Genomic DNA, 16,868 nt, shown 5'->3' with positions numbered 1-16,868 from the left:
TAAAGTACACCTAAATAATAGCTCTAAATTTACATTTTGTTTTAATTCCAAATAAAAATTAAAAGTGGATGATGGTTAAATTTAATTTCTTTTGTTTTGTTTTTTTTAGTGTATTTTCCTTTGCACAATCAACTTATTATCTTGATGCTACAACCGGTGACGATACAAATATTGGGGACACCCCAGCCAATGCTTGGAAGTCATTGAACAAAATATCACAAACAAATTTGGGGCCAGGAGATCAGGTATTATTTAAATCTGATGAACAATTCAATGGACATTTCATAGTAAATGGATCTGGATCGCTATCTCACCCCATAATAATATCATCATATGGAAATGGAGCAAAACCAATCCTTACTGGGGAAGTTGGCTCCTCAGGTGGGGGTGATTATAGGGAAGCGGTCTATGTGAACAACAATGATAACATTATCTTTGATGGTCTTGAAATCCAGAATGAACGATTACATTCCAGAACCGGAATTGATGATAAAGATTCTTATGGGATTCATATTCACAATACAGGCAATCAAATTATGAGAAATTTTACCTTCAGAAATATGATTTTTCAAAATGTTTATGCCGTAGAACCTATTTTGGAACCTGAAAGCTTTAACGGCTTAGAGGTTGCTGGACTTAGATTTTTTAGTTCTTGGAATTCTGAAGACCATCCCAAAAATATTCAAGATGTACTGGTTGAGAATTGTTATTTTACAGATTTGCAGCGCTTTGGTGTACATGTTAAGCATGGTGGTGGTCATGGAAATAATGATATTAGTCGAAACAAAAACTTTGTATTTAGGAACAATCATTTTTTTAGAACTGGTGGTACATGTATTCTTCCATCAAGGACTTATAATTGTTTGATTGAAAATAATATTTTTGAATATCCAGGGGACGACTCAGACCCCAGAATGCCAAATCGTGGGAGTTCAGTTTGGACATGGCGTTCCATAAATACGGTAATTCAATACAATCAATGCTTACACGTTAGAGGCTATCTAGATTCTCATGGCATTCATATTGACCATGAAAACGAAAACACTTTTGTTCAATATAATTATATGGAAGATTGTGAAGGCGGATTTGTTGAAATTTTAGGAGGAAATGTTAATGCTGTCTATCGTTTTAATGTGAGTGTTAACGATGGGTGGCGTGAGAACCCCGGCTGGGTTAATAGTAACCATACAATTTGGATCAATGAAAATACGCCAGGTGGGAATATACATTACTCCAATGAGAATTATATTTATAATAATACTATCGTGATGAACTATGATTATTCCACAGCCATTGATGTTGTAGCCACGAATACTTATATTTTTAATAATATTTTTTATGCTACAAATGGTGCTTTTCTTGGTGGAAAACAAATGGTTATGAATACTAATGGAACTGCACTGTTCATGCGCAATAATTTGTTTTTCGGGAATGTAAGAAATAGTTTTGAAAACTTAGATACCCATCCCGTATTTGGAAATCCAAATTTCAATAATGAAAATTCAGGTGATAAATTGGGGTATCAGTTACTCAACAATAGTGCTGCAGTTAATGCTGGAATAGCGTATCAAGGTCCACCCATTCCTGGAGCAGGAACAGGAATTTTTAACCACGTTCCGAGTTACCCCGTTGTTGATTTTTATGGAAATCCAATAGATTTTGACTTTGGAACACCAAATATTGGAGCATGTAATTCAAAAAATGGTGAAATTCTTGGTCATTCAGATCAGACATTAATTTCAGACTCTTTAGTCTTGTACCCCAATCCTTCCTCTAATAAAATATTTATTACCAACCTTATGCCATCTACAAGGATAAAAATCTATAATACAACAGGGGAGCTTGTTATGGACAAGTATTATGATAATGGCCTTGAAATTTCAAAACTGTCAAAGGGAATATATTTTATTTTATTAGAGGGCTATGAATCACAGCTATTTATTAAAAATTAGATTAAATGAAACTTAAATTTGAAAATTTTGTTTTACTAATTATTTTGATATTCATCATACCAAATTGTGAAGGGCAGGACTTAAAAAACCCCAATGTAATCTTCATAGTATGCGATGATTTAAATGATTACTTAGGTGCCTTTGGTGGCCATAAGCAAATAAAAACGCCAAATATAGATAGGTTGGCTAATTCTGGGATTAGATTTGTTAATGCACAGTCTAATGTTCCAGTCTGCTCTCCGTCGAGAAATAGTTTTATAACAGGTGTATACCCGCATACCTCCAAAGATTTCGGATGGACTGATTTAAAAGAACAAAAGGTGTTAAAACACAATAAGACCATCATGCGTTATTTCAAAGAAAACGGGTATTTGACCCTTGGTACTGGAAAAATCACTCATGGTAAATCACTTGAGGATTGGGACGTTTGGGGTAATAAGTTAGGTAATAATTATGGGCCTTTTTATTTTGACGGGCAAAGCAATATTTCTAATCCCAAAGTCCCTCAACCATTTAGTTCTATAGGTCCAATTGATGGTTCGTATGGACGTTTGTCAGATGCTGGGATTTCTAAAGGTGTGAAAGGCGAAACAGGATGGGTTTATGGTTGGACCAAATCACCCTTTAGGTACATTAATGAGAATGATCGAGACTTATTACAAGATGAGTTACACGCTGAATGGGCCATCACTAAAATAAAAGAGTTAGAATCCAATAATTTAAATCAACCTTTTTTTATGGGAATTGGATTTGTTCGGCCTCACACCCCAATGCATGCTCCTGACAAATATTTTGAGATGTATCCATTAGATGAGATTTATCTTGAGCCGTGGATTGAGAATGACTCTAATGATACTTTTTGGGAATCAAATTTTGGTCATCGTGATTTAAAAGGACCAAAATACTACAATATGTTACTAGAATCTTACGGCGGAGATCGTAATCTCGCAATAAAACATTTTTTACAAGCCTATATGGCCTGTGTGTCATTTATCGATGCTCAGGTTGGAAAGATTATTAATGCACTGGATCAAAGCAAACTCAAACACAATACTATTGTTGTTTTTACCAGCGATCACGGCTGGCAAATGGGTGAGAAAAATCAACTTTTTAAAAATGCACCATGGGAGGAAAGCACTAGAGTACCCCTCATTATTCGCTTACCAAATAATCAAATGGCTACTGAAATTGAACAACCAGTTTCTTTAATTGATCTATATCCTACATTTATTGATTATTGTAAATTAAAAGGCGATTATAGAATAAATGAAATAGGCGGCAAACTTGGAGGCCATTCTTTACGGCCATTAATTGAAAATAGTGAATGGACAGGGCCTAGTGGAGCTTTAACTATAATTGGTAACATTGGTAAAAATACTACTGTGAAAACTCAAAATTTTTCGTATAGAACGAAAAAATGGCGCTATATTTTATACGGGAATGGGCAAGAGGAATTGTACTACCACACTAAAGATTCATACGAATGGCGAAATATTGCATATGATAAAGAGTACCTAAATATCAAAAAGGAATTGTATCAGGAAGTGCAACAACTCATAAATAAATTTGTAGATGAATAAAACGATTTTACAATTTTTTTTGTTTTCAATAGGGGCATTCAATTTTAACCTTTTTGCTCAAGTTTATCAGTCTTGTGATGAAAATCAAATTATTCGCATTGTTAATGATAAAATTTCTGAAAGAAACTATGAATTTTCTTGGGATTTTAAAGATTGTCCATTAGATTTCTCTAGTCACAGGTTTATTGGTTTTAATATCGAAAATAATTCATCTTCAAAAATAATTTTAGATATCAGTCACGATCCTAAACCACATCTTGAAAATTCAGCACGTTTTATAATAGCTCCCAATCAATTTAAAACTTGCGAAATGATGATCACCAGACAAAAACCAAATCAAGAAGATACTTGGAAATCACATTTTGAAAAAGTTAGAGGATATCCTGGTGGGTATGTAACACATTGGGCTGCACCTAGTTCTTCAAAAATAGAGAAACTATTTGTTAAAATCTCTTTAAGTAAACCTTTAGAGGAAGGAGATTTTATTGGTTTTAACCACCCATTTGGAATTGGTGAACTTGAGTATGATTCCAATACACTTTCTAAGTTAAGCTATCCAATCTTAGATAAAATGGGTCAATTCAATGCTGAGAAATGGAGAGGCAAACTTCATAGTATTGATACTCTGGAATTTTTAGGAAATCAAGATTATAAAGATTTTCATGGAATTTCATTCAACAGTAATTTATCTAAATACGGAGGTTGGAAAAATGGACCAAAACAAGAGGCAAAAGGGTTTTTTTATACCAAAAAGTTTGATGGTAAGTGGTGGTTTGTTGATCCTGATGGATATTTATTTTGGTCTTTAGGGATAACTGGAATTGGAGGAGGTAGTGCCACTAAAACAACTTCCAGAGAAGTTTTGTTTTCTGATTTGAGTTTAGAACGATTGAGTGTAAAAAAATATCAAGATAGCATGACTTTAGCAGCGTCATATCATAAAAGACAAGCTAAGGAGTATTTAATATTTAAACCCGACAAAATAAATTTTTATTATCTAAACTTAAAACGAAAATATGGGGAAAATTGGATACAGAAACACCAAGATGTAACAGCAGGCCGCTTAAAAAACTGGGGGGTAAACACCTACGGTGCATGGTCAAAAAAATCAGATTTTATTGAACATCCATACACTATTATTATTCATCCTAAGTTACAAGGGATTGGAAAAATCGACAAATTACCAGACCCATTTTCATCAGAATTTTCCAGTGCATTAAAAAAATCCTTGCAAAGAATTGCGCATAAAAATTCAGACCCCTGGCTTTTAGGAGTATTTGTAAACAATGAAATCCACTGGGAACATAAATTTTCTTTAATGGATGAAATATTATCCCTTAAAAATAAAAAACCAGCAAGAAAAGCTTTTGAAAAATTTTTGAAAAAAAAATATGGCTCAATTAATAGTTTAAATTCAGTTTGGGCCAGTAATTTTACTTCATTTAATAATATTTCGGGTGATAACAAAACCATGTTTTCATCTAAATTTATGGCTGACTTAGAACTGTTTTTTAGTTATTTTGCAGATACTTACTACAATATCGTATCTACCGAATTTAAAAAAATATTCCCCAATCATCTATACTTAGGTAGTCGATTATATGGTAAATCAAAATTTAATAAAAACTTACATGAAATTGCAGCTCAGTACTGCGATGTTGTTAGTTTTAACATTTATGATTATGGTGTTAAAGACTTTAAATTATTGTCTAAAATTGACAAACCAATGCTAATTGGAGAGTTTCATTTTGGCACTGCATCACACGGAGTTTGGGGGAGTGGTTTGAGAAATGCGTCCTCTCTTGAAAATCAGGCAAATTTGTATATGCAATATATTGAAGAGGCCTGCCAACATACTCAATTTATTGGTGCCCATTGGTTTCAATGGTCTGATCAACCTACAACTGGAAGATCGGATGGTGAAAATTTTAGAATCGGTGTCGTAAGTATTACAGATCAACCATACAGTGAATTAGTTGAAGCTATAAAAAAAGTATCAAAAACGTTATACGTTAAAAGAAAAAATAAACTCTAATAAACTTAATTATGAAATCAAAGTACTGCTTTGCACTATTCTATTTTATTGTTTTCAATGCTTTTGCACAAGAAAAAACAAATGTTCTAATGATTGTTTTAGATGATCTTAACGATTACGTTGGGGTCATGGGTGGGCATCCACAAGCCCAAACACCAAATATCGATCAACTGGCTAATCAAGGTATTTTATTTAGTAATGCGCATTCAAATGTCCCTGTTTGCTCTCCCTCTAGAGCCAGTTTTATGACTGGGATATTGCCCACAACCTCTAAAAATTGGGGTTTTGGGAACTGGCTAAAAAATGAAATACAAGTCAATAGCCAATCCATTCCAGAATATTTTAAAACAAATGGATACAGTACCTACAAAACTGGTAAGGTTTTTCATGTCGACAAAAGAGGGGTTTGGGATGAGCTTGGTCAAGTTTCAGATTATGGGCCAATGGCTTTTGACGGAGAAAATGCAGCATTACACCCAAGTTGCCCTGAAGCTATGGGAACGCTTGGGCCATTAGATTCTACTTTTGCTTCCCTTCAAGATGTTCCAATGGTAAAACCGACTGATTCTACTTCTGGTTATACTGGCTGGTTTAATACTCACTGGAAAACTAGGGGCCCATTTCGTTATAATAACGATGAGGATCGCGATTTACTGACGGATGAAAAAAGTGTACAATGGGCCATTAATACATTACAGAAAATAGAGTCTACAAAAAACCACCAACCTTTTTTAATGGCCTTAGGGATTATTAGACCTCATACACCATTGGTCGTCCCTCAAAAATATTTTGACCTATTTCCCATTAAAGATGTTCAGATACCAATTTTATTACAAAATGACAAAGACGATACGTTTTTAGGGGTTGGTTCAGACAAAGAACCCCGTGGACGAATGGCTTTTAGAACTTTAACAGAATCCTATTCAACAAAAGAGTTAGCTCTCAGAACTTACACGCAAGCTTACTTGGCAAGTGTGGCTTTTGCAGATGACATGGTTGGTCAAGTCATGAATGCCTTGGATCAATCAAAATTAAGTGAAAATACAATGGTTATATTGTTTAGTGACCATGGTTATAATTTGGGAGAAAAAGATTATTTATTTAAATATTCTCTATGGGAAGAAAGTACTAAAGTCCCTCTAATTATTAGGCATTCTGATTATGACCACAATGCAGGTAAAACAGTGTCTCATCCTGTAAGCCTTGTGGATATTTTCCCAACATTAAACGATTTATGTGGTTTGGAGGGCGATACAAAGCTTAATGAGAAAGGCGCAGAGATAGATGGCCACAGCTTAAAACCATTTTTAGAAAATCCTGAAACTAGTCTTTGGGAAGGTCCTTCCGTAGCATTAACCGTTATAGCAAGTTGGAAATCTAAAAATCCAAAAAATCAACATTTATCGGTACGATCTAAAAATTTTAGGTATATCCGTTATCAAAATGGTGCAGAGGAACTCTATGACCATCGAATTGACCCGTTTGAGTGGGCAAATATTTCAGAGGTTTCAAAATATCAAGATGTTAAAGCTGAATTACGTATTGCTTTGGATAATTTTTTTGTGAAATAGGCCTAGAATATTGTTTATTTATGAAAAAATTAATATTTTGGGGTAATTTTAACATTAAATAACTATTTTGAAACTAAAGTATAAATCTACTGAAGAATCAAACTTTAATTCCATATACGTCAAACGAAAAAAATCACCCTACTTCGGAAATGATTGGCATTTTCATAATGAATTTGAGTTGATGTACATTATTAAAGGGGACGGAGTTCGTATTGTTGGTGATAATATGGACTATTTCAACAATGAAGAGCTTGTTTTTATAGGCAGTGGTGTACCTCACGTTTTTAAAAATGAAATGAATAACTTTCAAGACGAGGTTGATTATATTGTGGTAAAGTTCAACCGCACTATTGGCGGTCAAGATATTTTCAGAATCCCTGAACTATCTTCAATAAATAATTTTCTAAAACGATCTAATAAAGGGTTAATTTTTCCTAAATCAACAGCTCGCAGTTTAAAAAAACAATTGCTAAAATTATCAAAAAGTAAAAATGAAAGTCGAATTATTTTGCTTCTTAAAATACTAAAAACTCTTTCAAGCCATAAAAATTATCATGAATTATCATCTGACAATTTTATAATGAAAGATGGATCGGCTACTAAAGACCGAACTAAAAAGGTAATTAATTACATATCAGAAAATTACAATAAAAATATATCACTTGAAGATCTTGCCTCAGTTTCATACATGACTACAAATTCTTTTTGTAGATATTTTAAAAACAGAACAGGCAAAACAGCTTTTCAATTTATACGCGAATATAGGATAAATAAGGCTTGCCAAATGCTAATTAATGGTGAAAAAAATGTATCTCAAGTTTGTTTTGATACTGGATTTAATTCACTCTCTAGTTTTAATAGGGTATTTAAGTCATTAAAACATATTTCCGCCTCAGAATACAAATCAAGGTATTCCGATTTGAATTTAAAACACTTTGAAAAGGCTTGATTAGTATTTAAGCTGATTTGTAATCCAAGATATCTTATGTTACACTGTTTGAGTAACCAAGAACTACACTCGCAAGAATTAAAATAACTAGCCCAAAAAATAAAATTCTAAATGGTTTTTTAGCATTTTGCCATTCACCAGCTTTGTAGGCCCAGAAATTACTAACAATTAGTGATAGTCCAAGTAACATAGGCCATCCAATAACTTGTCCTATGGGGCCAATTAAAGCAGCACCTTGTCCATATACCCCAAGTGCGCCAAACCAAAAGACACTTGATAGTATGGCCCATTTATATGATTTTGCGGATTGATTAACCTTAAAATTATACCAAGTATTATTTTTAAACAGTAGAAAAATTGCATATCCAGCATTCATTAGAAAGGCCCCAAGCAAAACAATAACCCAAGCCGCTAAACTAGCATTGCGTTCAATTGATCCAAAACGCTCAGCAAGTTCTGCAACAGGAGTTGCTTTGACAAAACCAACGTTCAGTAAAGCGGATAAAATACCACAAGCCACTGCGATAGAAATTCCCTTGACAATCGATGATTTTTCCCCCTCATTACTATTGACTAATTTATCTTTATCAATTCCTGCTTTTGCGGTCAATGCCACTCCAATCAATGTGATGATTAGTCCTGAAATCACATAAGGAAATTGAACACTTTCTATGGCATTTTCCATCTGAAAAAACGGAATCAAAGCGCCAACAGAACCTGCAAGCCCCATCACAATGCCCATTGTTAGGGATAGCCCGATATAGGGTACACTCACTCCAAACAATATTCCTCCAATGCCCCATAAAAAACCAAAGAACATTGCGGAATATACCACAGTACTTAAATCAGGATTTGTAAATGCTTCTTTCAATACCAGTGCAAAATCTGGAACTACAATGAATGCCCAAGTCACTGGAATAATAATCATTGCAATTGTAACATGGATGAGCCACCAAGATTCCCATTTTAAGGGTTCCATATACTTCATTCCTAGACCAAAGGAGCCTTGAAATACGCTTGCAAATATGATAAGTAAAAAAGGAAAAAATAGTTCCATAATTGGTTGTTTTTTTTGGTTAGTTTATAATGCTGCTGAAATGCGTTTTTTTACGATATAATCCTCAAGTGCTAGGTGTGAACAGTCATGGCCAATCCCACTCTCTTTTATACCACCATGAGGAAGATATATTGCATATTTCACTCCGTTGATTTGAATTTCCCCAAACTCTAATTCTTCACTAAATCGTTGTATTCTTTTGTGGTCATTGGTAAAAAGATAAGATGCCAATCCAAATTCTGTATCATTGGCTAATTTTAAAACTTCTTCATCTGAATTAAAGGTCATAAAAGCGGCAATTGGACCAAATATTTCCTCTCTAAAAACCCGCATATTTGGTGTTACGTTAGACAATACAGTAGGTTCCATCCAAAATCCCTCATCATAATTTTCAGGTATTTTACCACCATATTCTAGTACGGCACCTTTTTCTAAAGCATCTTGAATTAGTTCAAACATATGGTCTCTAGCTCTTTTGTCAATCATTGGACCCATATCTGGATTTTCATCAAATCCAAATCCGAGCTTTAATTGTTTTACACGCTCAATATATTCTGAAATAAAACGCTTATGTAGAGTTTCCTCAATCAAAAAACGATTAGCTGCCACGCAAATTTGCCCAGAATTACCAAATTTCAAGCCAATACCGATGTCTATGGCCTTATCAAAATCTGCATCTTCAAAGACTATAAATGGTGCATTGCCCCCCAATTCCATGCCTAATTTTTTAATTGTGGTTGTACTTTCAGAAATGACTTTTTTCCCTGATTTTGTGGAACCAATCATTGTGATTACTGCCGGGATCTTACTTTTAGTCATTATACTTGCCACTTCTTCTCTTGGACCACATAGGATGTTAATGACGCCGGGCGGAAATTTAATGTCGTGTAAAATTTCACCAAGAATATAGGCCGATAGTGGAGATTTATAGGATGGTTTAATAATTAATGAACAACCAGCTGCTAGTGCAGGACCAATTTTAAAGCCTACATTAAGCAACGGAAAATTCCAAGCCAAGTAAGCAACAGCCACGCCAGCAGGTTGATGAAACATTTTATGGGTGTGTGTGTTTTCGTAGTCTGGAATTTGTTCCTCTCTAAAATTTTTCATAGCATTTGGATACCATTCTAAGGCATTGGTTAGTGCTTCAATATCTTCGAAAGATCCTGCATAGGTTTTACCCATTTCATGAATGATTGCTAAACGAAGTTCTTTTTCTTTTGAGAGTATTGCAGTTCTAAGTTTATGCATCCAAGCTGTTCTCTCAGCTAAGGTAAGACGCGACCAATATTTAAAGCCCTCTTTTGACGAATTTAGAGCTTTGTGAGTGTCATTTATACCAGCAACAGCAATCTCGGCAATGGATTGGCCAGTTGCAGGACAGATAACGCACTCTCTTTTCCCACTTTCTGCATCAATTAATTGACCGTGGATATATAATTTTTTGTAACCAAAATGTTCTGTTTTCATATTTTAAATATAATCACTCCAAAATAAATTTTGGAATTAAATCTTTAGAAATACAATATTTTAATAAAGCACTTTCATCAACTTCAATTCCTAATCCAGGTGCGGTAGGAATACTAATCATTCCATTAATCATTTCAATTGGTGGACTTGTGAGTTCCTCTCTTAGCGAATTTTCAGTTTGATCGTATTCAATTAAAAAATCAGCATCGTTCATACGCCCTGGAATGGATTCAAGATTAGCAATAAAATGAAGTGCTACATGAATACCTATGGATGTTCCCCAAGTATGGGGTACAATATCAACGCCGTAAGTGGATGCAAGACTGGCAATTCTTTTGGCCTCTGTAAGTCCTCCAGTCGCACAAATATCAGGTTGTATGATATCAACAGATTTATGTTTAAGCAGTTGTTGAAATCCAAATCTTAAATATTCACACTCACCACCAGCAATTGGGATAGAGGTCTTTAATCTTAATTCATGGTACTGTTCATAAAACTCAGGTGAAATGGGCTCTTCAAACCAAGAAATATTATAGGGTTCAATTTTTTTTGCAAGTACTGTCGCTTCACTCAGTGTATAGGCGTGATTTGAATCGACCATCAATTGAATGTCATCTCCAATAAGTTGCCGCATTTTTTTTACATGTTTGACATCTGTTTCTACCCCGAGACCAACTTTCATTTTAATGGCCTTAAACCCTCGTTGGAGATAATCATTAACCTCTTTTTCAAAATTTTTGGAGGGATTTTCTTTGTCCGTAAAATAAAGTCCTGTAGCATATGGCTTAATTGATTTTCTGTGTGCACCACCCAAAAGTGTCGAAACGGGAAGCCCCAATAATTTACCTTTTAAATCCCAAATGGCTATGTCTATAGCACTCATTGAAGCTACTAAAACGCCTTTTCGGGCATAATCCAATGTTTTGCGGTACATCTGATTCCATATAACTTCATTCTCAAGTGGATTTTGATTAATAATTATAGGACGCAATAGGTTAATTCCCGATTCGATAACGGCGGCTGGACCATATCCTTCACCCCAGCCAATGGTGCCATCAGAAGCCGTTATTTTGACTAAACAGACGCAACGCTCAGAGTATTCCCATTGTGAAAAGAAAAAACTTTTAGATAACTTATCTTTTAGGATAAAGGTTTCAACATTTGTAATTTTCATAAATTTTTATTTGCCGAGCTTTACAACTCATAGTCAACAATCTGCTCACTTACAGTAACACTTTGTATGTAATGGACAACCTTGTCGTGTATTGGATATTTTGTGTAGGCCCAAAAATCATCTTTGTTATCAAAGCTACTTATCAAACTAACATCATAAAAACAAGCGTTGTAATCCCCAATATTTATCGCCGTTTCATACTGCTTAATTTCTGGAATATGAGTTGGTAATTCGTCCAAGCGGCGTTTGACCTCTTGCGCAAGCTCTGCATGTGTCATTTCCTCTGGCTGTTTTTTTAATTTCCAAAGGACTATGTGTTTGTACATTTCTTTTAGTTTTTAATCAATTTTTTTGTAGCAACACTTCCATTATCAGAGTGGACTTTTAATAAATAAATACCAGAGCTAATGCCATTCATATTAATATAATTATTCCCTTTGACTTCAAGTATTTTGGCACCAGTAAGAGAATATAGTTCCATTTTTTCCAAAATGTCATTGGATGTCACTCTTACAATATCTTGTGCTGGATTTGGAGAAATTGTAAATTTTAATTTGTTGAAGTCATCTACAGAAGCAGGGGTACACGTGGTGCATGTAATTTCAACATTATCAATTTGAACTTGAGCAGTAGCAGTAGCACCATCACCTTTCGTAAATCGAAATGCATGATTTCCACTATAACCCGCCGTAAATGATATTGTTTTTTCAGCATATCCCACACCGACTGAACTAGCAGATTCGATTATCAAAACTGTATTAGTACCACTAGTACCACTAAGATCATAAGCTCCAATTTTCAACGATGCCCAAGCCCCAGTTTTCTTGGCTTGTGCTTTAAATTCGTAAGTTTCTCCTGCAATTAACGCAAGGACTTGTTGAATTACTTGATGTCCATCATTTCTAATATCAGCATACCAATCTGAACCATTAAAACCAGCACCATTATTATTAACTGACTTGACAATTGCAGTAGCATTTGCGAAAACTTGCCAACCATTGACACCCGCTAAATCAGCTTCATTTGTGTAACCGCTTTCAAAATCATCTGAAAAAATAGTTTGTTGAGCGTGAGCCCTTTGTGTAATCCCAACACATAGCAAAAATGTAAAAATGTAAAATTGTTTCATAGTATTTAATTTTTAAGTTTAATATTAGAGTTTAGTTAATTTATAATTGTCTACTGCCATGATAGCGCCCTCTGCAAATCTGAATATTTGCAAGGAAACTTTGGTTTTTCCATCAAGTACAGTAAATTCAATGGTTGATGAATTCCATTTATTTGAAGTGGGTTCATCAACACTGACAAATCCATATTTATGGTTGTCATTATCTCCCTTTGCAGTGACCGTTAAAGTGTGACTGCGTTTCCAACCATGGCCGTTATTGACAACTTTTGTATCAACAGACCAGCGGTAGGTAGCACCGGCTTCCAAATCGAAAGTCTTGACCAAAAAGACTTTTTGTTGGTCACTACTTTGCCCAAATTTGTTATCGTTTTCTTCGACCACTTTCCAGACGGACTTGTTCCAGCCCATAAACTTCATGCCTTTCCAAGAAGTAAGTTTAGCGCCTATATCTTGTGATTCAAAATCTTCATAGTAAACCTCTTCCTGAGCAAAAGAGATCGTTACAAAAAATAGGAATAGATATGTATTTGCAATCTTCATAAATTGAATAGAGTTTTTATTATGACTGCAATGTATTCTATAAAGGATTGTTGAAAATTTCAATTTTTAACAATTACTAGTCAAAAATTATCAATATTAAAAGTTATTCTAATTTTTGTTAATAATAGAGGTGAGTTGGGCCTTTAAACTAATTTTTTCTTTATCAAAATTATTATCATTAGCAAGATTGTGCCATTCGTTAGGATCGACACTTGTGTGATAAAGTTCTTCTGAGCCATCGCGGTATAGAATATAGCGCCAATCTTTAGTTCTGTATGAATAGTTTTGTTTGTAGATGTAGGATTTATCCAAATCACCTTCTATTTCGATGTGCCAAGGAGCTGCTTTATTTTTGTTGTACCCCAATCCCTCAATTGGGGTATTGACACCAACGCCCAAAACGGTTAGCACCCCATTTTGACCACTCCAACGGTTTGTGTTTGGATTATTAAGAAATGGTTTCAGACTATTTCCATCCAATTCAAATTTCTTTTCATTTTTTGTTAAATCTCCCTCAAGTTGACATAGATCTACTAATGTCGGAAATATATCAATTAAGGAAACGGGATGAGATACAGGTGTATTTTTAACAGAGTTTCTAGGGTCCTTAATTATAAATGGTATTCTCGTACTTCTTTCCCAGGGGGAGTTCTTGTACAAATAATCTTTTTCCCCCATTTGCCAACCATGATCACTAACTAAAACAACAATTGTATTGTCTTTAAACTTGCTTTTATCTAAGGCCTCTAATACCACTCCAACCTGATCATCCATAAAGCTAACACAAGCTAGATAAGCTTGTAAGAAGCGTTTTAGTCCTTCATTATCATTTGGGTAGGCTTGTTTCAATTTTTGAAAATAGCTTATTCCCATTTCAGTATCTGGATAAACATTTCTGTAATTGGTGTCATTGATATCACCTTCTTTAATTTTTGGAAGCACAATTTCTTCTAAAGGGAACAGGTCAAAGTATTTTTTCGGGGCGTACAAAGGAGTATGTGGATTTACAAAACCAACAGCCATAAAAAAGGGTTCAGATGAATGATAAGATTTTAATTGCTCTGAAATCCACAGTGCATGTTGCTCGTCAGGCATTAAGTCGCGGTCATTATCGTTAACATATCGATAGGTTTTTTTTCCATAGGTCCAGCCTGTGGTTTTGAGTTTTCCCAACGAATCTGTCACAACAGGCGTATCAGACAATGGTGCAAAAGATCCATCTATTATATTAATACTTCTAAAAGGCTCTGGTACAGAAGAGTGTCCCATGAGTCGTTTTCCATTTTGATCTATACCACTGTAGGCATGAGGGCCGTAATTGAATCTTTCTGGAACCCCCCATTTGTCCCAATAGGATTTTACATTCACGTGTAGCAATTTGCCAGTACCAAGTGTTTTATACCCATTCTCTTTGAAGAGTTCTATAAATGTTTTATGGTTTTTTAGAACATGTTGTTTGAAATGAGGGGTCCATCCAAAGTCTCTCGAACGATGTGGGTAAACGCCCGTAAAAAAACTATTTCTTGACGGCGAACAAACAGGAACATTGGTATGTGCGTTAACAAATCGTGTTCCGGCTGTTGTAAGTTTATCAATATTAGGAGTTTTGGCTTGAGGATGACCGCCAAACACACCTTGATAGTCGTTTAAATCGTCAACCATAATCAACAGTATATTGGGTTTTGTGTGTTGATTTTGACAACTAACTCCTAAAAGACAGCTTACACTTAAAAGCAAAATAAAATAAAATTTCATAAGGACTTATATTTTTGATTTTACAATACTTGCAATTTGATTGAAATGATTTTCGAGGTAATTATAGTCTTTGGTTTTGATTAAGGCTTTGTCAAAAAGTGAATTTCCCATTCCTACGCCAAAAGCCCCAGCATTCAAAAAAGATATTAGATTTTCTTTTGTGACGCCACCCGTCGGTAATAATTTAATATTGTTTAATGGCCCAAGTATATCTTTGATGTATGTAGGCCCAAGTTGAGTGGCTGGAAAAACTTTTACGGCTGTGGCTCCAAGGCTGTAAGCCAAGTGAATTTCTGTAGGAGAGTAAGCCCCCGGAAAAATAGGGATCTGTTCCTTTACACAATGATTTATGATATTTGTAGAAGTTATAGGAGTGACAATAAATGAAGCACCAGCTTCAAGTGCTTTTTCCAAATCAGATATGGAACATACAGTACCAGCTCCTACGTTTAGACTAGGAAAATCTTGTTTTAAACTAGTAATTATTTTCAAAACATTTTCTGTATTCATAGTGATCTCAACTGTCGTAAACCCCGCCGCGAGGTAAATGGGAATGATAGGTCTAATCTCTTCAAGACTAAAATGCCTTAAAATTCCAATAATTGGTAAGGAGTTAAAGGATTTTAAGTTAAATGTGTTTTTTTTCATAATTCCAATATTTTAAACACTTGATTATGCCCCATGATTACCGATTTTTTAACTTTTTCTTGCTCAACAAAAATAGTGTTTGAAGATAATCCAAGTTGTGAAATAGCAAGTTTGTAGAGATCATAAAGGGAATTTTCAGCACACAAAACAATTTGGTTTTTAGTATTTATTGCGCTTAACTCTTCACCGATTAAAAGACCACTCAGGATATAAAAATTTTCTTTATTGTCTTTATGACCGAATAAGGTATTCGTTCGAATTGAAAAAAGCGTATTGAGGATGGAGTTTGAGGTGTTTACAAGATTAACACCATGCTTGAATGCATCAATGGCTCTAGCGTTCAATAAACCTGTTGAAATGGAACCCGACAGTATTGAATGGTTGCAAATAATGTCAAACATCTCACCTGTCATCTGGGTTTTAAAATTAGTTAATAAACCATTTTCACAATATATGTGCTTACAATGGGTCCCTGGGAAAACGAAAACACACTTCTCCTTTATTTTTAAATCATGGTATAACCCCAAGAGTTGAATTTCTTCACCACGCATCACATCATCTTGAGATTTTATTCCAGAAACAAGTATAATAGGATGTGTCAAAATTGAATTTGGCAAATATTTAATTATAAGATTATTCGCATTAATGGAGATTGGAATTTTTACATATGGAAGTTCCTCTATTCCGATTGAAGATGAGGCCATTCCAGAAATGATTATAGGAACGCTATTGTTGAATATTTCAATTTTTTTGAGTTGATTTTTAATGTAGTTTAAAAATATATCAACATGGTTTCCATTGATTTTATTTAAATTTTCAGCAATGGATTTTATACCATTATTAGTTTGGATTGTTTTTACTACATTGAGATTGTAGTCTACAAGGTTTAATCTAAAATTAGATGTCCCCCAATCCACACTTATAAATTTTACATTTTCCATGTAAGACAAAGCTATCAAATTTATCCAAAAAGTTGATTTTATCACTTAGCATGAATTAATCAAAAAT

Annotated in this window: 14 protein-coding genes; 5 read left to right on the top strand and 9 right to left on the bottom strand. The window is 34.4% G+C overall.

Going from position 1 to position 16,868, the window contains the following annotated elements:
• Positions 1–68 precede the first annotated feature (68 nt).
• The 5 genes from FORMA_RS01215 (at position 69) to FORMA_RS01195 (ending at position 8,087) form a co-directional block, all read left to right on the top strand.
• Positions 69–1,952, top strand: a complete 1,884-nt coding sequence (locus FORMA_RS01215) for a T9SS type A sorting domain-containing protein (RefSeq protein WP_069673949.1) — start codon at positions 69–71, stop codon at positions 1,950–1,952.
• Between the two features lie 5 nt (positions 1,953–1,957).
• Positions 1,958–3,532, top strand: a complete 1,575-nt coding sequence (locus FORMA_RS01210; RefSeq protein WP_069673948.1) for a sulfatase — start codon at positions 1,958–1,960, stop codon at positions 3,530–3,532.
• Complete coding sequence (locus FORMA_RS01205) at positions 3,525–5,567, top strand: beta-galactosidase (RefSeq protein ID WP_069673947.1); 2,043 nt, start codon at positions 3,525–3,527, stop codon at positions 5,565–5,567. Before FORMA_RS01210 ends, FORMA_RS01205 begins: the two co-directional genes overlap by 8 nt.
• Before the next feature lie 11 nt (positions 5,568–5,578).
• Positions 5,579–7,138 (top strand): sulfatase, encoded by a 1,560-nt coding sequence (locus FORMA_RS01200; RefSeq protein ID WP_069673946.1) that lies wholly within the window; start codon positions 5,579–5,581, stop codon positions 7,136–7,138.
• Positions 7,139–7,205: 67 nt separating this feature from the next.
• Positions 7,206–8,087 (top strand): AraC family transcriptional regulator, encoded by an 882-nt coding sequence (locus FORMA_RS01195; protein WP_069673945.1) that lies wholly within the window; start codon positions 7,206–7,208, stop codon positions 8,085–8,087.
• 34 nt (positions 8,088–8,121) lie between these two features.
• Here FORMA_RS01195 and FORMA_RS01190 read toward each other — a convergent pair whose 3' ends face one another.
• The 9 genes from FORMA_RS01190 to FORMA_RS01150 form a co-directional block, all read right to left on the bottom strand.
• Positions 8,122–9,144, bottom strand: coding sequence for an L-rhamnose/proton symporter RhaT (locus FORMA_RS01190; RefSeq protein WP_069673944.1), 1,023 nt, complete (start codon positions 9,142–9,144; stop codon positions 8,122–8,124).
• A 24-nt stretch (positions 9,145–9,168) separates the two neighbouring features.
• Positions 9,169–10,614: an NAD-dependent succinate-semialdehyde dehydrogenase gene (locus FORMA_RS01185; RefSeq protein WP_069673943.1), complete on the bottom strand. Its 1,446-nt coding sequence runs from the start codon at positions 10,612–10,614 to the stop codon at positions 9,169–9,171.
• A gap of 13 nt (positions 10,615–10,627) precedes the next feature.
• The gene (locus FORMA_RS01180) at positions 10,628–11,788 is read right to left on the bottom strand and encodes a mandelate racemase/muconate lactonizing enzyme family protein (RefSeq protein WP_069673942.1); all 1,161 of its coding nucleotides are present in this window, start codon (positions 11,786–11,788) and stop codon (positions 10,628–10,630) included.
• A gap of 20 nt (positions 11,789–11,808) precedes the next feature.
• Positions 11,809–12,114 (bottom strand): Dabb family protein, encoded by a 306-nt coding sequence (locus FORMA_RS01175; protein ID WP_069673941.1) that lies wholly within the window; start codon positions 12,112–12,114, stop codon positions 11,809–11,811.
• A 5-nt stretch (positions 12,115–12,119) separates the two neighbouring features.
• Entirely contained in the window at positions 12,120–12,917 is a 798-nt protein-coding gene (locus tag FORMA_RS01170; protein ID WP_069673940.1) for a T9SS type A sorting domain-containing protein, read from the bottom strand.
• 24 nt (positions 12,918–12,941) lie between these two features.
• Positions 12,942–13,457 carry a hypothetical protein gene (locus FORMA_RS01165; RefSeq protein WP_069673939.1) on the bottom strand — a complete coding sequence of 172 codons (516 nt, stop codon included), beginning with the start codon at positions 13,455–13,457 and terminating at the stop codon, positions 12,942–12,944.
• A 108-nt stretch (positions 13,458–13,565) separates the two neighbouring features.
• Positions 13,566–15,212 carry a sulfatase gene (locus FORMA_RS01160; protein WP_069673938.1) on the bottom strand — a complete coding sequence of 549 codons (1,647 nt, stop codon included), beginning with the start codon at positions 15,210–15,212 and terminating at the stop codon, positions 13,566–13,568.
• A gap of 6 nt (positions 15,213–15,218) precedes the next feature.
• Positions 15,219–15,860 (bottom strand): bifunctional 4-hydroxy-2-oxoglutarate aldolase/2-dehydro-3-deoxy-phosphogluconate aldolase, encoded by a 642-nt coding sequence (locus tag FORMA_RS01155; RefSeq protein WP_069673937.1) that lies wholly within the window; start codon positions 15,858–15,860, stop codon positions 15,219–15,221.
• On the bottom strand, positions 15,857–16,801 hold the full coding sequence (locus FORMA_RS01150; RefSeq protein ID WP_069673936.1) for a 2-dehydro-3-deoxygalactonokinase: 945 nt from the start codon (positions 16,799–16,801) through the stop codon (positions 15,857–15,859). The genes FORMA_RS01155 and FORMA_RS01150 overlap by 4 nt, the downstream gene beginning before the upstream one ends.
• Positions 16,802–16,868: the final 67 nt, after the last annotated feature.

Origin of the sequence: Formosa sp. Hel3_A1_48, from assembly GCF_001735715.1 — a bacterium.
Lineage (GTDB): Bacteria > Bacteroidota > Bacteroidia > Flavobacteriales > Flavobacteriaceae > UBA3537.
This window is presented reverse-complemented; position numbering and strand designations above follow the sequence as displayed.